At 35.2% G+C, this 18914-nt stretch carries 17 protein-coding genes and 1 pseudogene; 5 read left to right on the top strand and 13 right to left on the bottom strand.

Translation table 11 applies throughout. The annotated features are described in order from the left end of the window. The first annotated feature begins 196 nt into the window (after nt 1-196). The 4 genes from ASJ80_RS16645 (at nt 197) to ASJ80_RS09445 (ending at nt 5445) form a co-directional block, all read left to right on the top strand. Nucleotides 197-1705 carry a pseudomurein-binding repeat-containing protein gene (locus ASJ80_RS16645; protein WP_069584472.1) on the top strand — a complete coding sequence of 503 codons (1509 nt, stop codon included), beginning with the start codon at nt 197-199 and terminating at the stop codon, nt 1703-1705. Nucleotides 1706-2784: 1079 nt separating this feature from the next. Next, nucleotides 2785-4149 carry a pseudomurein-binding repeat-containing protein gene (locus tag ASJ80_RS09435; protein ID WP_069584474.1) on the top strand — a complete coding sequence of 455 codons (1365 nt, stop codon included), beginning with the start codon at nt 2785-2787 and terminating at the stop codon, nt 4147-4149. A gap of 28 nt (nt 4150-4177) precedes the next feature. Continuing rightward, nucleotides 4178-4576 carry a PepSY domain-containing protein gene (locus ASJ80_RS09440; RefSeq protein WP_069584475.1) on the top strand — a complete coding sequence of 133 codons (399 nt, stop codon included), beginning with the start codon at nt 4178-4180 and terminating at the stop codon, nt 4574-4576. A gap of 329 nt (nt 4577-4905) precedes the next feature. Then, the gene (locus tag ASJ80_RS09445; RefSeq protein WP_069584476.1) at nt 4906-5445 is read left to right on the top strand and encodes a zinc ribbon domain-containing protein; all 540 of its coding nucleotides are present in this window, start codon (nt 4906-4908) and stop codon (nt 5443-5445) included. 84 nt (nt 5446-5529) lie between these two features. On the opposite strand, the gene ASJ80_RS09450 is transcribed toward ASJ80_RS09445, so the two are convergent. The 13 genes and pseudogenes from ASJ80_RS09450 to ASJ80_RS09505 form a co-directional block, all read right to left on the bottom strand. After that, nucleotides 5530-6789 carry a methanogenesis marker 16 metalloprotein gene (locus ASJ80_RS09450; protein ID WP_069584477.1) on the bottom strand — a complete coding sequence of 420 codons (1260 nt, stop codon included), beginning with the start codon at nt 6787-6789 and terminating at the stop codon, nt 5530-5532. A gap of 181 nt (nt 6790-6970) precedes the next feature. Further along, nucleotides 6971-7147, bottom strand: coding sequence for a hypothetical protein (locus tag ASJ80_RS17075; RefSeq protein WP_176720279.1), 177 nt, complete (start codon nt 7145-7147; stop codon nt 6971-6973). Nucleotides 7148-7318: 171 nt separating this feature from the next. After that, nucleotides 7319-8701, bottom strand: coding sequence for an MFS transporter (locus tag ASJ80_RS09455; protein WP_069584478.1), 1383 nt, complete (start codon nt 8699-8701; stop codon nt 7319-7321). A gap of 237 nt (nt 8702-8938) precedes the next feature. Then, nucleotides 8939-9232: a hypothetical protein gene (locus tag ASJ80_RS09460; RefSeq protein ID WP_095652074.1), complete on the bottom strand. Its 294-nt coding sequence runs from the start codon at nt 9230-9232 to the stop codon at nt 8939-8941. A gap of 266 nt (nt 9233-9498) precedes the next feature. Beyond that, on the bottom strand, nt 9499-12210 hold the full coding sequence (alaS, locus tag ASJ80_RS09465; RefSeq protein ID WP_069584480.1) for an alanine--tRNA ligase: 2712 nt from the start codon (nt 12208-12210) through the stop codon (nt 9499-9501). Nucleotides 12211-12454: 244 nt separating this feature from the next. Further along, nucleotides 12455-12694 (bottom strand): annotated as a pseudogene (rpl12p, locus tag ASJ80_RS09470) (50S ribosomal protein P1); the annotation flags it as partial. Nucleotides 12695-12720: 26 nt separating this feature from the next. Then, the gene (locus tag ASJ80_RS09475) at nt 12721-13725 is read right to left on the bottom strand and encodes a 50S ribosomal protein L10 (protein ID WP_095652076.1); all 1005 of its coding nucleotides are present in this window, start codon (nt 13723-13725) and stop codon (nt 12721-12723) included. Then, nucleotides 13725-14363, bottom strand: a complete 639-nt coding sequence (locus ASJ80_RS09480; RefSeq protein WP_069585608.1) for a 50S ribosomal protein L1 — start codon at nt 14361-14363, stop codon at nt 13725-13727. Before ASJ80_RS09480 ends, ASJ80_RS09475 begins: the two co-directional genes overlap by 1 nt. Nucleotides 14364-14466: 103 nt before the next feature. Further along, a complete protein-coding gene (locus tag ASJ80_RS09485) occupies nt 14467-14946 on the bottom strand; it encodes a 50S ribosomal protein L11 (protein WP_069585609.1) in 480 nt (159 codons plus the stop codon). Beyond that, nucleotides 14946-15389, bottom strand: coding sequence for a transcription elongation factor Spt5 (locus ASJ80_RS09490; RefSeq protein WP_069585610.1), 444 nt, complete (start codon nt 15387-15389; stop codon nt 14946-14948). Before ASJ80_RS09490 ends, ASJ80_RS09485 begins: the two co-directional genes overlap by 1 nt. 54 nt (nt 15390-15443) lie before the next feature. Further along, nucleotides 15444-15629: a protein translocase SEC61 complex subunit gamma gene (locus ASJ80_RS09495; RefSeq protein WP_069585611.1), complete on the bottom strand. Its 186-nt coding sequence runs from the start codon at nt 15627-15629 to the stop codon at nt 15444-15446. 197 nt (nt 15630-15826) lie between these two features. After that, a complete protein-coding gene (gene ftsZ, locus ASJ80_RS09500) occupies nt 15827-16978 on the bottom strand; it encodes a cell division protein FtsZ (protein WP_069585612.1) in 1152 nt (383 codons plus the stop codon). 276 nt (nt 16979-17254) lie between these two features. Next, the gene (locus tag ASJ80_RS09505; protein ID WP_069585613.1) at nt 17255-17818 is read right to left on the bottom strand and encodes a pyruvate kinase alpha/beta domain-containing protein; all 564 of its coding nucleotides are present in this window, start codon (nt 17816-17818) and stop codon (nt 17255-17257) included. 311 nt (nt 17819-18129) lie between these two features. Between ASJ80_RS09505 and comA the strand changes: the two genes are divergently transcribed. After that, the gene (comA, locus tag ASJ80_RS09510) at nt 18130-18903 is read left to right on the top strand and encodes a phosphosulfolactate synthase (protein WP_069585614.1); all 774 of its coding nucleotides are present in this window, start codon (nt 18130-18132) and stop codon (nt 18901-18903) included. Nucleotides 18904-18914 lie beyond the last annotated feature (11 nt).

Raw genomic sequence — 18914 nt, forward strand, 5'->3', positions numbered from 1 at the left:
TAACCGCATAATGTGTCTTAAATACTAAAAAGAGCTTTAAGCGTACTTTTTTTGAGGATTAAAATCAAAATATTTATATGATATGGAATATTAACTATTTTCTACCCATAGAAAAAAAACCTTAATTGAATTTTTACATGTTTGTGAAATATTTTTTATATTTTGCAACCAGAAAAATTAAAAAAATTTTCCATGATTGGGCATTGGAGGCGTTATAATTAAGAAAAAACTGCCTTTTGCAGTTCTACTAATACTTGGCTTATTCCTGGCAAGTATAGCTGGCGCGAGCGCGGCAGATGTAGGCACTGCACAATCACAGGCTGTTAATAACAGCACTGTGCAAGAAAATGCTGGAATACACACAAATGATACATACAATGAAAACGAATCGGTTGCAACGCAAAATTCAACCGATGAAAATATAACGGAGGGTACGAGTACTGCAACCTCAAATACCAGTACCAATCAAACCACCGTTAAAACAGAACCCGTTGCACAAGATATAGCAAATACAAGTGCTGATCAAACTGCAACAACTCTCACAGTGACTTCAACAAACTCCACCAGCAAAAATTCAACAGTTTCAGAAACTAACACAAAAAACGCAGTTTCAACTGCATTAAACAACAGTCAAAATTCAACAAGCACAAAAACTAACACATGGAATAATACAACCAGTACTCAAACTCAAAGTACTGGGTATGATACTATCAAAAATAATGATAGTTATCAAAAAGCAGCTGCAGGAGAAACGAAAGTTACCTCCAAAAGCTTTACTGCAAAGCAAATCAATAATGCAGCGGCAAAAGTTAAGGCATACGTTGAAACCAACCACAGACTTCCAAACTATGTGACAATTGGTACAATCCAAGTGCAAATGTCTGATTTCCTGAAACTATTAACTGCAAATATACTGCAGTTATACAATAAGAAAACAAGTTCAATAACACTAAAAAGTATAAACAGTGCAGCAAAACCTAGCGAAAGTGTTAAAAGCGGTACTATGACCAAATCATGTTATTTAGACCTTGCTAAAAGAGTGAATGTATTTATAAATACAAATGGTGCTTTACCAAATTATGCAACAAGCAGTCTTGGCAAACTGAATTATAAATCATTAATTTACACGTTTTCCAAGGTACTTGCCTTCTACAATACAAATAGTAGATTGCCAAATTACGTTACTGTTAAACCATGGAGTAAAGTTGGAACTTCAGATACATCAAATTCATCAACACCAGTACCTGCATCATTACAGCAGTATCTTAAATCTACTACAAACTGTCAGGTAAACAACGCACAAATTCAAGCACTGGCAAAATCAATAACAAGCGGTAAATCATCCACATATGCTAAAGCAGCAGCAATATTTAACTGGGTACGAGATAACATAGGCTATTCATTCTACTACAATACCAAATATGGCGCAGTTGGAACATTATCTTCAAAAACAGCCAATTGTGTCGATACATCCCACTTGTTAATAGCACTTGAAAGGGCCGCAGGAATTCCTGCACGATACGAGCATGTTTATGCTAAATTCTCAAGTGGCACATGGTATGGGCATGTTATTGCTCAGGTTTGGGTTAATGGTAAATGGTACTATGCAGATGCAAGTAGCTCCAGAAATACATTTGGTGTTATAAATAACTGGAATACAACAACAGCAACAGTATACGGTACATATACATCCATATCTTTCTAATAGAAAAATAAGATGTTAAAACCGTTGCAGTAGGAGTAATGTGAATATAATGGCACTTTGTGCTGAAACCATATAAATTCCACTAGCAACTTGAGTGCCCATCTAGCAGCTGAAAATTGTTAATACATCAGACAACACTAAAATTGGATAAACACTGGTAAATCGACATAAATGCTTTAACTAACAAAAAATGTTGGAGACACTAAATTTAGTGTATTCCTCTCAAATCGGTTTAAACTGGAAAAATCTCAAAGAGATTTTATGCTCGAAAATTCCCTCAAAAACTGAAAGTTTTTGACGCGATAAACACTTGTATTTGTCAGCTATGAATTTTCCGCACCCTAGGAAACATAGTTTCCTGGGCCCCAAAATCATAGATTTTGAAGGCCCCAAACACGGCGTGTTTGAGGCCGAAGAATCTATTGATTCTCGGCCCCAGAAATTCACAGAATTTCTGAGGGGTCCTTTTTCTTTTTAGTCTTGAAAAATTAGAATCCAAATAATCTCCTCTAATTTTTAATATATTTGTCTCGACATATTCACAGCATCTAAATTTTCAATTTTGTATTAATCTTGTTTGGGCCATGCCCTATTCCTGAAATTTTAGTATTAACAAATGAGGAATAATAATTAAACTATACAAAAAAAAGTTAATACGCAGCTTTTTTAGTAAATTTTTTAACATAATACTTAATAATTAATTAATAAAAAGGAATAAAATTCTTAAAATTTCAAATAACTTCGTTTAACCCAAATAGAGTGCTAATAGAGTTTATTTAATGATTACCCCAATTATGCCCAAAGTATAAAAGTAATGTACGTGCCTCTTTTTGCCAAATAATGTTTAAAATAAGGCAATTTGCTGAAAATAATAATTGAGAGAGTTCATCCCAAAGATCTTATTTAAATAACTCCACAGCGTGTCCTAAATTGTAAAAAGAGCTCAATAAGCGCCTTTTTTGGGTATTAAAAACAAAAGATTTATAAGGTATAGCACATTAACTACTCCATACCCATAGGAAAACTCTGATTGAGTTTTCCCATGATTGGAAATCGGAGGCGGTATAATTACGAGGAAATTGCTTTTTGCAGTCCTATTAATATCCAGTCTATCTTTGACTGGTATAACTGGCGCAAGCGCGACAGATGTAGGCACTGCACAAACACAGGCTGTTAATAACAGCACTGTGCAAGAAAAAGCCAATATACAAATAAATAATACATGCAACACAAACAAATCGGTTGCAACGCAAAATTCAACCGACGCAAGTGTAAAAACAGTGCAGAATACAAGTACTGCCATATCAAATGTCAGTACCAACCAAACCACCGTTAAAACACAAGCAGTAGCACAGAATACAGTAAGTACAAAGGATAATCAAACTGCAGTAACTTCAACAGCGACTTCAATAAATTCAACCAGCAAAAATTCAACAAATACAACCAGTACTCAAACACAAGAAGCAGCTGCAGGAGAAACAAAAGTATCTAAAAACTTTACTGTAAGCCAAATCACAGATGCCGCAGCTAGGGTCAAAGCATACGTTGAAACCAATCACAGACTTCCAAACTATGTGACAATTGGTACAACCCAGGTTGAAATGCCTGAGTTTTTAAAACTACTGACTGCAGGTTTACTACAGTTAAACAACGGAACAACAACATCAATAACACTTAAAGATATAAACAGTGCAGCAAAACCTAGTGAAAGTGTTAAAAGTGGTAATATAAATAAAGCAGGTTATTTAGACCTTGCTAAAAGAGTGAATGCGTTTATAGATGCAAATGGTGCTTTACCAAATTATGCAACAAGCAGTCTTGGTAAATTAAATTATCAATCTTTAATTTACACATTTTCCAAGATAATGGCTTTCTATAAAACGAACGAACGGTTACCAAGTTATGTTACAGTAAAATCATGGAGCACAGTTGGAACTTCAAGTACATCAACTTCAAATTCTTCAAACACATCTACATCGGTACCTGCATCACTTCAGCAGTATCTTAAATCTACTACAAACTGTCAGGTAACCAATTCACAGATCCAAGCACTGGCAAAATCAATAACAAGCGGTAAAACTTCCACGTACGATAAAGCAGTGGCTATATTTAACTGGGTAAGAGATAACATAGGTTATTCCTTCTATTATAACACCAAATACGGTGCTGTAGGCACTTTAAGCAAAAAAACTGGAAACTGTGTTGATACAGCTCACCTTTTAATAGCACTTGAAAGGGCCGCAGGAATACCAGCACGATACGAACACGTTAAAGCTAAATTCACAAGCGGTAACTGGTACGGGCACGTTATTGCCCAAGTATACGTAAACGGCAAATGGTACAATGCAGACGCAACCAGTTCTAAAAACACGTTTGGTGTTATTAAAAACTGGAATACAGGAACAGCTACATACAAAGGTACATATGCTACATTGCCTTTCTAAATCTAGTTAAATAAAAAAATGAGGTTGAATGATGATTAAAAAATCAATAGTTGCAGTAGTGGTAATGCTGGCTGCAGCGGCACTGGTATTCGGTGCTTCTGGAAACCACATAAATTCCACCAGCAATTCTAATCAGGGACAACAGTCATCTGTTACTGGCAGCAGTTCATCCAGTAACAATACATCAGATAGCGACAAAACATCAGATAACACAACTAAACCAAAGATAACTTCAGAAGAAGCCCAAAAATTAGCTCAAAAATACATTGACGTAGAAGGAGCAACCGCAGGAACACCTAAATTGATCAAAACTGATGGTCAATACATATACGTGGTTCCTGTTATCGACAACGGAACAAATGTTGGTGAAATAGACATTAACGCTATAACTGGCAAAAACGTTGGAGGAGCAGGTGGAGCACCTTAAGGTGTTTTCCCAAATTGATTACACTGAAAAGATCTCTTATGAGATCTTTTCCTATTTTTTTATTTTAAAATTGCCCAATTTATTATCTTCTTTAAAATTTATTATCACACTTTTAAGGCAGAAAAAGTCTGTAAAGTTTAAAAAAATAAAATAACTTGATAGTACATAATTTTAAATATTTGAGTTCATAGTTTATTACATAGTTATAAATAATTAAAGAAGTTAACATACCTAAACACGATAAAGCAGATAAAATATTTTATCTCAATTTTATAAATAACACATGGCGAAGTAATTAGATTTATTAAAACCACAAATAAGTGATAAGAATGATATGTGATAACTGCGGGGCAGAAATAGATAACAAAGAAACATACTGCCCTAACTGCGGAATGGAACTTCCAACTTCTAAATCCTCAAAAAAGAAAAGTAATAAAAATTCACAGCAGTTTGATAGTTTCCAATCAAAGAAAAAATATAGAAATTACCCTAAAGAAGAACATTTTGAGGGGAAACGCTCAAGAAGAGAGACTGATCCATCTGATTTTGCATATGATATCCCTCACCCAAAGGCAGATTATACACGTTATAATGAAGAAGAAGATTACAAAAAAAAGCCTTTAAAAAGAAAATATTACGGAGGCCATTCAGCTTCTAAACGCAATGATTCGCCATATCAAAACGATATGGATTATGAAAGTTATTATGATTACGGAGAGGAAGAAGTTCCTGAAACAAAGAAATCCAGAATTAGTTTAGGTACAATATGCCTCTTCATGATCATGATACTTCTGCTTGGATTTGTTATAGGGTTGATACTGTTTTCAAATACGCAGATAACTCCTAGCGTACCTGGTTTCAATAGTTAGTACCAACTCCCAACTTATTTTAAAATAAAATTTAGCTAGTATCATTATATCTAAAAATGAAGCTAGCTAAACCTGACGGTTTAACTAGTACCATCCAGAAATTGAAAACTTACCTTCAATAATTCTTTTTTTAAGTTCACCAGTGAGTTCCCGTGCCCGTTTAATATCAGACTGCCTGCATATTATAGGCACATCTATAACTTCATCATCCATTTTGAATTTCAGTTCACCACGTTTCATTTCGAATGCACCATGTTGACAGGAAGAAGCACACATGCCACAACCAAAGCACTTCTCTTCATTTAAAGTGCCTTCGTATGCTCCAGTAGGGCATCTTTCACGCACCATACATACCCCACAGTTTAAACATGCTTCAGGATCGTAAACTGGCCTTTCATCATTATTAGTCCAGACAGAAGCGTAGTCTGTAAACCCTAAAACTTTATGTCTTCCACGTATATCTGCAACAGGTAACGGTATGTCTTTATTTAAGATAAACGTGTTCTTCAAAATTTCATCATTTAGAATTGGGATTGCAGCAGCTACACTGTTGAAAACTTCTGGCCCTGCTGCTGTTTTAAACCCGCCGAGGTAATGTGGATCCATATCAACCATATCTGCAGCTATCATCAAGTTTGGTTTTTCAGGAGCACTTCTTGTCCCACTGCCAAGAACAATTCCTTCAGATCCACACAACAGCACTTTAGTTCCTGTTTTTATTGTTTTCATCTCAGGATCATTTTGCAGTGGATTTAATTCACCGCAACCTGAAAATGAAAGCCCTTTAAATGGCCCTTCCATATCTACAGCATTAAATATAGATGCAACAGGTTCTTCAGTTGGGTTTAAAAATGCAGTGTAATTTTTAAATGCCAGCCGAGTTCCAACCATCCGCGCCATGCCCATTTCATTAATATTTGTAGTTGATTTTATAATTTCGCCGTTAATGGACTCAACTTCAATTTCTATATCTTTTCCTTTTACAATATCCTTAAATAAGAATCCGCCACCATAATCTTCATCATAAATACTGCGTGATGTGCCATAAGCTATTAAATCAACAGACCCAAGCCATTCATTTGGACATGGACCTGAAAATCCGGGGACTCCATTTAAAAGGACTTTTTTTGCTTTCTTAAATGATCCAGGCTCCCCTGCAGGAATATGAAACACTGCAGCTGTTCCAGACATTATTCCACAAGTTCCTGCAGTTACAACGTCAATATCTTCTGCTTTTGGTTCCTCTCCATCCCTTACAAGATTACTAACCTCTTCTGCTGTTAGTACAGTTGCTTCTCCGCGTTGGATTTTCTGATTAATTTCTTCAATGTTACGAATGTTCAAAAATATGACCCCTTTAAAGTTTATAACTATTGTTATACTAAATGAATTTATATAAAACCGTATTTAATGTTATCTCAATTGAAATATATTTATTTTATTAAAATTAAAAAAAGAGAAATTAAAAGAGTTAATAAAATATAAAAATCAAAGAAATCATTGTATTCAGCAAATAGTTAGATATCTATCTAGTTGAAGGTATAGCAAAGTATCTACGGATTCCTCCAGCTATAATCCATATTATAACAGCGCCAAATACCCCATATTTCCATTCGTATATATCAAGTAGAGGTGCAAGAAGAACTAAAAGTCCTACAACGCCTAAAATGTAAAGTATAAAATCTGCCTGCCTATTTTCCATTTTTCTATCCTCCAATGTTAATTTAAATATAGTTAAGCTAAAAATTATTGTTATTTAGTTATTTATGAGTCAATATATAAATTTTATGGAAAAATATGACATATTAACTATTTTCAGTAATTATAAAGAGGATATATTACTATTTGTGCCTAAATTATACTCCTCCAATTCTTAAATAGAAGATATTTTTCCATAAGCCGTTGTTAATATTCCCATAAAACATGCCACTGCAAAAACCTTAAATGCAACCCTTATGCTTCCCAAAAGATTGAAATAGGTATCAGGTGTAATTTGAACCTTTCCAATTAGCAGAGAAAAGATCAATATAATAATTCCAAAGCTTAAAACCTGCCCGCTAAGCCGCATTGTACTGGCCGTTGCAGAAGCTACTCCATAATTACGTTTCTTAACAGATCCCATAATTGCGTTGGTATTAGGGGAAGAAAATAGAGCAAATCCTGAACCAAGCACAAGCTGTCCTGCTATTACATATGGCAAAGCTGTAAAAAATCCCACATAACTAAAAAACGATAGTCCTACAGCAGTTAATGCCATTCCAACTGAGGCCAGTATCCTCGGATCAATTTTGTCAGATAGTTCTCCTGCAATTGGAGATACAATAACCATTATAAGTGGCAGAGGTAACAGAACTAATCCTGCCTTTTGAGGTGTATATCCCAATATGTACTGCAAGTAAAGGCTTAATAGAAAAACCGCACCCGTAGTTGTGCTGTAGTTAATTAGAGCCGCTAAATTGGATAAAGCAAAAACTTTATTTTTTAAAAAAAGGTCCATGTCTAGAAGCGGGTTATCTACCTTTGTATCCACCAATATGAACACAATGATTCCGATGATTCCCATTACTGTTAATATTATCCCTAAAGTTCCAGGGAGGGATGAAAATCCATACATCAATAAAAGGAGTGTAAAGCTATATACAACTGCGCTTTTAAGATCGAATTTTTCGCCCATACATTCAGCCCATTCTCCTTTTAACCTCAAAATAACAAAAGAAATCACAATTACACCAAGCAGTACATTTAAAAAGAATATACTCCTCCATCCAAGATATTGCGTCATGATTCCACCTAAAAAAGGACCAATTGAAAGGCCAAAATAAACTCCTGCAAGATTAATTCCCAGGGCTTTTCCCCTTTCTGCTAAAGGAAATACAGAAGTTAAAATTGCCACCCCCGTACCAAACATCATTGAAGCCCCAATACCCTGAAAAGCTCGAAATATGATAAGCGACATTGCAGATGGTGCAGTGCCTGAAAGAAATGAAAAAACAGTATAAGTAATTATTCCACAGGTAAATATTCGTTTTAGCCCATAAATATCAGCAATTCTCCCAAACGGAAGTGTAAAAATAGCTGATGCCAACAAAAATGATGCTGAAATCCAGCTGAGTAAAATCGCATCTGCAGCAAACTCATTTCCAATGGTTGGAAGTGCAACATTGAGGGAAGAACCCATAAACGGTACAAGAAAAGCAGCTAATGTGGCAGCCAGTAATGCAGTCATTTTAGTTACGTCATTGGCCTTGTTTTCCATAGCAGTTCCTTCTTAAAAAATCTAAAATAGTTGAAATTAAAATAAAATTACAACTATTCTAGTAACCACCAACTATTAATCTTTCGTAACTAACCTGTTTCAATATATAACTAAGCCACAATTATTTAAAATACAGCTATTGCATCTCTAATTCTTATAACTCCCATAAAAAAAGATAAATCTTAAATTTTCCTAAACTATAAAATTTCACCCCCCATGCATTTTTATTTCATCCAATTAACCCATATGAGAATACCTGCCAAATGTACCTGCCGTTACCCATATAGCAATTGTACCCAACAGTACGTATATCAATGAATAATGAAATGCACCTACCATTAAAAATATCAATCCAATACTGCCTATAACTCCCATTACAGTTTTCCCAATAGCACCGCCTATGATCCATAATATGAAAGCAGCCATTAACCCATAATTAAGATTATAAAGCTTAAATAGTCCACCTAATAAAATTATAAGCCCTAAACCACCTAATAAATAGGTTAAGGCGTTTTGTTCGTTCCTCCGCATTATCTTTCCTCCAATCAGCACCATTAATGTCATTATGCATCCTAAAAAAGATATTCCAAAACATATGTCAATTTTACAAAACAAGATATATAAGTTTTATGAAAAAGTACAAAATTAGTATTAATTAAATGCAAAAAAGAACTCTAAAATTATGTTGATTAAATTTAAACTAAAAATAAGTGTTTAAATTAGTAAAAAGAAAATAAAATGCGAATATTAATTAAAAAGACATATTTAATTATTTAAATTAAAAAATAGAAAAAAGATTAAATCTTTTTTAATTCAGTAACTGCAAAATCAAGCGCTTCCTGCATTTTTTCAGCTTTTGGCCCTGCACCCTGGGCAAGGTTTGGCCTTCCGCCGCCGCCGCCGCCGAGAACTGCGGCAGCATCTTTAATGATGCCATTAATTTTGATACCGCTTTCAAGCGCTTTTTTAGAAACTGCACCAACTATCTTACCTTCGCTGCTTCCAAGAAGCACAACATCAACTTTTCCCTGTTTTTCTGTTAAATCAGTTGCCATTTTTATAAGTTCGTTCATGTCAGAATCAATTATTTCACTTAAAACAACTAAATCACCGATTTTTTCAGTTTTGTTTAAAATTCCCTCGGTTTTAAGTGATGCAATTTCCCCTTTAAGTTTATCAATTTCATTTTTAAAGGACTTCCACTCATTGAAAAATCTATCACAGGTTTTAGGAAGTTGCTCTGATGTGACTTTGAATACATCTGAACTTTCTTTTAAGATATTATCGTTACGCTGTGCTGCTTCAACTGCAGCTTCACCTGCTGAAAATTCAATCCGCTCTACGCCGTCTTGAATTCTTTCAGTCTTGGTTATTTTTATAAGCCCAATATCTCCAGTTTGGTTACAGTGTGTTCCTGCACATGCCTGCACGTCAATTCCGTCAACTAAAACTGTCCTTATGTCCATTCCAGGGACAATTCCGCCCTGATATAATATAAATCCATATTTTTTCTCGGCTTCTGCCCTTGCCATCCAGTTTGTAAGCACGGGACGGTTTTCCATGACGAATTTATTTGCCAGCAGCTCAATCTCCTGAAGTTCTCCAGGTTCTATTCGTTTATAATGAGTAAGGTCGATCCTTGACTTTTTAACGCCTTTCTGAGCTCCAGCCTGCCAGATATGGTCCCCAAGAATCTTTCTTGCTGCTGCAACGATTAAGTGAGTTGCAGTGTGGTTTCTTGTTAAAGCCATCCTCCTTGAGATATCAATTTGACCAGTGATTACCTGACCTTTGTAAGGATGCACTTTTTCAATATCATCCTCAGCCACCCTGTGTAAAACGGTGTTGTTAACTTTTTCAGCGTGCAAAACCTTTATTTTTTCGCCGCGGATCTCCAGATATCCAATATCAGAAGGCTGACCTCCACCTTCAGGATAAAACACAGTCTGGTCCAGTATTACATTATTTTCATAGGTCCCAAGCACATGCGCCTCGAACTGTGTATCAAACGGCTTCTGGTAGAACAATAAATCAGTGGCTGGGAACTCAAGCTCAATTTCAGCTTTTTCTTCCTGAACTTCTTCTTCATGCTCAGCAGCTACCAATGTATAGAAATTATCAGGTACTTTTACCTCAAATTCCATCTTTTCAGAGATTTCCTTGGTAGTTTCCGGAGGAATTCCATGGGATTCATAAAGCTCTTTAAGTGTCTCAAACGGCATCTCAGTTTTATTCTTTTTCCTGAGTTTTTTAATGCTTCTTTTAACAAGTTCTCTGCCTTTTGAAACAGTTTTATCGTACCGTTTATCCTCTAAATTAATTACATTAATTATATGATCTTGACTTTGCCTGATTTCAGGATAGGTCTTAGACAGGAAATCAAGCTGTATTTTCATTATATCTGCCAGGGACTCTTTTAATCCCAGCTCTTTTATGAAACGAATTGTTCTCCTCAGGACAAGTCTTGCAAGATATCCTTCTTTAACATTGGAAGGAATTACACCATCAGCGAGCATGAATGCGAGGCATCTTGTATGGTCTGCAATTACATAAATAGCTTCCATTGGTTTTGTAGCCCTTTCAAGGTCATCTAAAGATATATTAAGTCTATCTGCAACTTTTGACCTTAATTCTCTCAGGTCTGCAAATGTTTCAATGTCCATCATACCTGCAACTTGAGCATTCTCTGCTAAAATTCTCTCATCAACTTCAACACCAGATAGTTCCTTTAATGTCTGTATTACAGGTCCAAATGAAGCATCGTATGCAGTTGGTGTTCCCTGAGATATCCATGCAAATCTTTCAAGCCCGTATCCAGTATCTACAACTGTAAGTGGAATTTCTTCAAGTTTTCCATCAGGTAAAGTTTTATATTTAATAAAAACAAGTGTTGCGAGTTCTACTCCCCTGACACAAATTTCATAACATGGTCCGGCGTTTCCTCCACCTTTCCACCATGATTCAATGTAAGTAATTTCCTCAGGGTTGATTCCAATAGATTTAATGAAGTCATGACAGTATTTTACTGTTTCATCTTCCCAGTAAATCTGTTCTTTATCCGTGTTAAAAGCATGATGTGCACCCATTGTAAAACATGTCATGTGTCTGCCGGTCCTTCCGACATTATCCACATCGTTAAGTCTTATTGATGGTTGTGCAATTACCAGAGGGTTTGCAGGTGGTTCTACAGCTCCTGACGTTACCCATGGTTGAAAGTCGTAAATTGATGCCCCTACTAAAAAAACATCATCTCTCCACCGCTTTGCAAGAACAGGATATCTCTTTATAGGTGTATGTCCATGTTGGGCAAAAAATTCCTTAAAAGCTTTTTGAATTTCGTAAAGATCATATTTTTTATCTGTGGCAGGATTTCCAATAAATGTATATTCATCGCAGGGTGCGTCCCCACATGTCTTTCTATCCCCAATTGACCAGAAATCGTTTCCACAGGTAATACAAGTTTTTTTAGTAAATCCTAGTTCTTCAAGTTGGCGAGACATAGTAATCATTGATAAAAGTTATTAAATTATAGTAAATTACCAAATATTTTTATACAACACTTTAAACTGTGTTTTTATTTTTAAATATTAATCTTTATAAATTGAATAATTTACATTTTTGACTTAAAATAGCAGTATAATTAAAATAAAAAAATAGGAGAAAGCCAAAAATGGCTTTGAAGTTTTGGAATTATCCGAAGAGAGCACCGAGACCTGCTGCGGCTTCTTCTTCTTTTTCTTCTTCCTCTTCTTCTTCCTCTTCTTCTTCTTCAGCTGGAGCTGCTGCTGGAGCTGCTGCTGCTGGAGCTGCTGCTGCTACTGCAGTTTTTTCCATTGCTTCTTCGATGTCCACATCTTCGAGTGCTGCGATTAACGCTTTTACTCTAGCTTCGTCTACTTCTGCTCCTGCTGCTTCTAATATTTTAGTTACATTTCCTTCGTTAATTTCTTGACCAGTTGTGTGCAATAACATTGCTGCGTATACATATTCCATTATAATCACCTTTCAATTTTATAAATTTAACCAAACAAGGCACCTAACCCTGCTGCGGCATCTTCTTCTTTTTCTTCTTCATCTTCTTCTTCGTCTTCATCTTCTTCTTTTTCTTCTGATTTAACTTCAACAGCCTGTGGGCGTGATTTCAGTTTGTCCAGAAGTTCATCATCAAGTGCTTCTTCATTTTTGCTAGCTATTTCAGATGCCAGTGCTAACATTTGTAAGTAAGCCTTGGATAACAGTAAGTCTGTTGTTTTTGATGTGAGAATTTCTGCATTTAATGCTAGATTCATTGACTTGCTTGCAGCATTCTGTATTATATATGGCATAGCCACTTTGTTGTATATTGAAGCATTTACTGATAAGTTCAATGCTTGAGAGAATGCAGTCTGTATATCAGATATGGTTTTACTCTCATCAATTGTTAAAAGATCAGATGTGTATACTGTTTGATCTTCATATGCTGCTACTAAATCAATTCCAACTTCCATTGGATGGATATCAAGTCTTGTAAGAATACCTGCTATCTCCCTGGAAACTACTTCCCCTTCAGCTACAACAACCTTATCCTTGGTTATGACGATTTTTCCTTTATCAATTTTTGCAGGAATACCGACTTTTTGAAGTTCCCCAAGAATAGGGCCTGGTTTGAAAGCTGTGTCACCTTTAGGTACTACAATGTCTGCAGGGGCAATACTTCCAGCCTTTGCAGGAGCAGGAGTCTTACTAGCTTCAAGAATCTTAAAAAGCTTAAATGGATTCATATTTGTAAAGATTAATGCAGGTTGCCCGTCCATATGTTCTCCGAGAGCATCTATATTAGATTTTTGAGATTCACTTAAAGCAAGGCTCATCAATGTCTTTCTTGACATTTTTACAGTTGCGTCCTCTTTTAAGGTTCTTCTCATCTTTTGGAGTTGAGGAGCTGGTATATCTGCTAAATTAGCCATACCTACTACACTATGGCCGTTAATCAGTTCTTTAAGGTTATTTACCTCGTCCTTTTTCCAATTAGCAACATGAGCCATTAGATCACCCTCGTTACTGGACCCATGGTTGTTTTAACATACATGGATTTTATTTGGTTTCTTCCTTTTTCAAGGTTCCTGTCCAATACGCCAAGCACAGCTTCTACATTATCCGCAATCAGTTCATCGTCCATATCTTGTGAACCTACAATCGCCTGAATAACTGGCTGATCTTTTATTCTTACTTTTACAGTATTAGAAAGCCTTTCCAATATAGGATCTGGTTTTACAGTAGCTGGAACTGGTTTTGGCATTTTTTTCCTAGGCCCAAGAACTGGTCCTAAAAATCTACCAACTTGTGGCATCATATCTGCCTGTGCAACAAAAAATGTGTATTGACTGGCCATTTTTTTGGCCTGTTTCCGGTCTTTTCCCAGCTCTTCTAAATCAGCTTTGCTGATTACAAGGTCTGCACCGGCATTTTCTGCTAGAATTGCCAGTTCACCATCTGCTATAACGGCAATTTTAATGCCTTTACCGCGTCCATTTGGAAGGAAGACTTCTTCATCAAATCTGTTTTCTGGTTTTTTCACGTCTAAATCTTTGATGTTTATAACAACATCGATAGACTGTGTGAAGTTTCTCGGCTTGGATTCTTCCTTAGCCTTCTTCACTGCTTCCACTATCTCTTGATTCATCAAATTCCTCCATGAACTTTTTTGATAAAAAGTTCACAATTATATGTGGTATTTAAACCAAACGGATTATTTTGGTCAACTTATATATTTAATTTATTAAAATTTATAATAATTTATCGTCGTAAATACCTTCATCGATTTCTTTTTGAACTGTTTTAGGATCCTTTCCTTCTACAGTTAAACCCATACTTACACAGGTTCCTACAACTTCTTTTGTAGCCATTTTGTAATCGTTTGAAAGTAACGCGCTAAATTTCATTCTGGCTACTTTTAATGCTTGCTCTATGGATAGATCAGCAACTTTATCAAGTCCAGGATCTTGAGAACCCTTTTCAATATTAAGTTCATCCTTTATAAGTGCTGTTGTTGGAGGTGTACCTACTTCAATTTCAAATGCTTTAGTTCCAATGTCTACAATTACTTTTACTGGAACTTTCATTCCATCAAAATCTGAAGTTTTTTCGTTTATCTGTTCAACAACTTGCATCATGTTAATACCAAGCGGTCCTATTGCAGGTCCTAATGGTGGTCCTGGTGTTGCTTTTCCGCCTTCAATGAGAATTTCTACGGTTTCTTTTGCCATTAATCTGCCTCCTTCTGTATTAATCTAATTTGGTCACCTTTGACCGTAACTGGGATTGGAATCGCAGCTTCAATAAGTTCTAAAACTACTTCTTCCTTGGATTCATCTATTCTAACTACTTTAGCTTTTTCATCTTTAAAAGGACCAGATATAAGCTCTACAATACTTCCTTTTTTAACAGAGGCAAGTACCGGTTCTGGGTTTAAAAATGTTTTTATCTCTTCAAAGGATATTTCACCTTCAACTGATCCCCTTAAATTTGGAACTTTAAATGCGGGATCCTGCATATCTACTTTTGAAGGAGTTTCTACTAGTATATAACCTTTTAAAGTATCTGGAACAAGTATTGAAGTTACGTCTATATCACTGTTTCTAATATTTCTTGCAAGCAGCCTTGCAACGTTTTTTTCTTGTCCCACAAGGGTTCTAAATGCATATATCAAATTATCACTTACCTAAAACATTTAAGCTAATTTAATGCAGTAAATCAATAAAAATTATGTTTGACTAATTAACTGAGCCACAAGAGTTATTACAAAACCTATGACCCCTATGATTATAATTCCAATTCCAGTTATCTTTGCCACGTTTATATATTCATCACGTTCTGGCCTTTTGGATATGTATAAAACTCTTCTGTATTGTTTTAAAGCTTGGGTAATAGATTCTTTATTCAAATTCATAAAAATACCTACTTAAATTCATAATAGAATAAGTTATTGAATTAAGGATTGGGAATAATGTATTTGGTAATTATTCTATATAAATGATAATAGTTTATTTTCATTATGAATTTATAAACCTTTTCATTTTTATAGATAACTAAAACTAACCAAGAGAGAGAAAATCATAGGGTGTTTTTATAATTTATATTATATGATTAAAAAACACCATCTATAAACTCTTCTAAAGCAGATTCATGCACAGAATCTTTGCTTTCTTCTTCCAGATACTCGCGTTCAGCAGGCGCACCATATATGTGAGGAGATTTTACTCCAGCTACTACTATAGTTGTCCTGATGATATTTTGAAGGTCTTCCTGTATCTGTGTACCCCAGATTATGTTTGCATCTGGATCAAGTTCATCAGCCACTATCTGAACAATCTTTTCAGCTTCGTGTAATGTCATATCTGAACTTCCAGATATGTTTATCAATGCACCCTTAGCATTTGAAATATCCAGATCAAGTAATGGACTGTTTAATGCCTCATGAACAGATTCAATTGCCCTATCGCCAGATTCAGATTCGCCCATACCAATCATTGCCATTCCAGAACCCTGCATTATACTTCGTATATCTGCAAAGTCAAGACTTACAAGACCAGGTTTAGTTATGAGCTCTGTTATTCCTTTAACAGCTCTTCCTAAGAGTTCATCTGTAACCATGAAAGCTTTGTTTATAGGCAGATTTGGTGCAACTTCCAGTAATTTATCATTAGGTACAACAATTACCGTATCTGCATTACTCTGCAGCTTTTCAAGTCCTTTTTCAGCATTTTCTCGTCGTCTGAGTCCTTCAGCACTGAAAGGCATTGTAGCGACTGCAATAGTTAATGCACCAATTTTTTTGGCTAACTTCGCAATTACTGGAGCAGATCCTGTTCCAGTACCTCCACCAAGCCCACAGGTTACAAAAACCATGTCGGCTCCTTCTAACCTTTCTTTTATCTGTTCTTCACTTTCTTCAGCACTTTCTTCACCTATTTCAGGTATACCGCCAGCGCCTAATCCTCCACATGTTCCTTTACCTATGAGTATCTTTTGATGAGAATTTGAGTAGAATAAGTCCTGTGCATCTGTATTTACTGAAATAGTATCTGCGCCTTCGATTCCTATTTCCATAAGTCTTGAAACTGTATTATTTCCAGCCCCTCCAGTTCCAACAACAAATATTTTTGCTTTACTCTGTTCTATAATGTCTTTGAGGTCACTGTTGATGTCTGATATATCGAAGTTATTCTGGATATCACTTGGTGTTCTCTCCCTTCTCACTTCAGATTCTTTTAAGGTACTATTTATAAGAGATTTCAATTCCTACCCCCACAGCCAATGTTGTTAAATTTATTTGTGGTATTGTAATAACTTATATTTAAAACCAGCGATTATATCAATGATAATTTACTATCTTGCAAATAATTTTTTAGTTTTATGATGATATCCCCGCCACATCTTTTAGATATTGCTCAAGTATATTACTACATTAATGTCTTTGATTTTCTAATATATGCCCACGTTAAATTCATGAAAATATATCTAAATATAAGAATTATCCCCTAAAATTTAAGATTAAAAAATTATTCCCGCAAACTAAGATCGAGGCATTGCAATTATCTCTTTAATTTTAAGATCAAAGAAATTATTCATATGCGCCGGCTCTAAAACTACCGCAGCATCTGCACCTCGTGCAGTTCCCCCAATTGCAATTATCTCAGAGTTTATGGGTATTAAACCAGCATCAGCAGCCATAATAGTTACTTCAACACAAACCTTTATTCCCTGGCCAAATAATCTAAGGGTACCTGCTATTATCTCAACAGGTGTTACTCCGCCAAATTTATTTGATATTCCCCTGCCAACACCACTTAAAGCATGCGATCCTGTGTAAAATGTTATACCTTTTTCTACAAGCTTACTTTTGTCTTCTTCAGATATTTCCAGTTTTCCTTTTTCTTTAAATCCTGCATGGTGGGTTATACTTACTATATTTACATCATCCATCGCTTCTTTTAGTTTAAGTGCGGTTTTGCCAGATACGGAGGCAACTACAACATTTTTTATGCCTAATTCTTCTTTTCTCTGTTTTACAACTTCTACCAGTTTATCTGTATTTTGTTCACCAGGGCTTTCAAAATAATAAATGCTCTTTTCCATTTATTTCACCTCAATAACACCTTTATTTATTTATCTCCAAAACTTTATATTTTATTGATATTTTTTCGCACCATGTCGGTTTACCTCATAAATCACCAAAAGACATGATGCCATATAATAAAACATGACTAAAAATTTTATTTTTGATAGTATTATCTGTTACAATTTACATACTTATACAAAAATTAGAATGTCAAATTAACAAACACAAACTTTAAAATTTACATGCATTACTATATAAATCACAAAAACAATAAGAAACTGACATAATTAAATTTAATTGTTTTAGAAATTTATCAAAAGGTGAATTAATGAAAGCATTTGACTTTATTGGGTCATATAGAATTCCTAAACCCCGAAAAATAGGAATAACAATGATGTTAGATAAAGGTCTGGGTTTAAATGCCCTAAACGATCTGATGGAAGTATCTGGTGAATATATAGACCTCGCCAAATTTGGATGGTGCACTTCAGCACTCCATGATAGAGATCTTGTTAAAGACAAAATTGACACATATTTATCCTACGATGTAACTCCTTATCCTGGAGGAACTCTTTTTGAAGTTGCATATATGAAAAATAAATTTTCAGAGTTTTTAGATGAATCTGACAAGTTAGGTTTTACAGCTATTGAGATATCAGATGGATCTACAGTCATATCCCCTGAAGAAAGAAGAAATATAATCTCTGAAACTAAAGATAGAGGATTCACAGTTATTTCAGAGGTTGGAAAAAAGAATCCTAAAGATGATTGTAAACTGGATACTGAAGACCGTGTGAAACTTATAAATTCAGATATAAATGCAGGTTCCGATAGAATACTGATTGAAGCACGTGAAGGCGGAAAGGGTATAGGCATTTATGATGAAAGCGGGAACGTTAAAGAAGATGAAGTTGAAATACTCGCAAAAACAGATATGGAAAAAATAATCTGGGAGGCCCCTTTAAAAAACCAGCAGACTTATCTAATCTTGAAATTTGGACCAAATGTAAATCTGGGTAATATAGCGCCAGATGAGGTAACTGCACTTGAAACCATGCGGCGCGGGCTTAGAGGAGATACTTTAGGTAAATTAGACCTTTAACCCCCTATCTC

Origin of the sequence: Methanobacterium bryantii (assembly GCF_002287175.1) — an archaeon.
Lineage (GTDB): Archaea > Methanobacteriota > Methanobacteria > Methanobacteriales > Methanobacteriaceae > Methanobacterium_D > Methanobacterium_D bryantii.

Excerpts from the sequence above, each read along its gene's own strand:
- ASJ80_RS09440 (WP_069584475.1), top strand. The coding sequence starts at position 4,178 with ATGATGATTAAAAAATCAATAGTTGCAGTAGTGGTAATGCTGGCTGCA.
- ASJ80_RS09445 (WP_069584476.1), top strand. The coding sequence starts at position 4,906 with ATGATATGTGATAACTGCGGGGCAGAAATAGATAACAAAGAAACATAC.
- ASJ80_RS17075 (WP_176720279.1), bottom strand. The coding sequence starts at position 7,147 with ATGGAAAATAGGCAGGCAGATTTTATACTTTACATTTTAGGCGTTGTA.
- comA (WP_069585614.1), top strand. The coding sequence starts at position 18,130 with ATGAAAGCATTTGACTTTATTGGGTCATATAGAATTCCTAAACCCCGA.
- ASJ80_RS09475 (WP_095652076.1), bottom strand. The coding sequence starts at position 13,725 with ATGGCTCATGTTGCTAATTGGAAAAAGGACGAGGTAAATAACCTTAAA.
- ASJ80_RS09485 (WP_069585609.1), bottom strand. The coding sequence starts at position 14,946 with ATGGCAAAAGAAACCGTAGAAATTCTCATTGAAGGCGGAAAAGCAACA.
- alaS (WP_069584480.1), bottom strand. The coding sequence starts at position 12,210 with ATGATTACTATGTCTCGCCAACTTGAAGAACTAGGATTTACTAAAAAA.
- ASJ80_RS09505 (WP_069585613.1), bottom strand. The coding sequence starts at position 17,818 with ATGGAAAAGAGCATTTATTATTTTGAAAGCCCTGGTGAACAAAATACA.
- ASJ80_RS09495 (WP_069585611.1), bottom strand. The coding sequence starts at position 15,629 with ATGAATTTGAATAAAGAATCTATTACCCAAGCTTTAAAACAATACAGA.
- ASJ80_RS09460 (WP_095652074.1), bottom strand. The coding sequence starts at position 9,232 with ATGCGGAGGAACGAACAAAACGCCTTAACCTATTTATTAGGTGGTTTA.
- ASJ80_RS09455 (WP_069584478.1), bottom strand. The coding sequence starts at position 8,701 with ATGGAAAACAAGGCCAATGACGTAACTAAAATGACTGCATTACTGGCT.
- ASJ80_RS09480 (WP_069585608.1), bottom strand. The coding sequence starts at position 14,363 with ATGAATCAAGAGATAGTGGAAGCAGTGAAGAAGGCTAAGGAAGAATCC.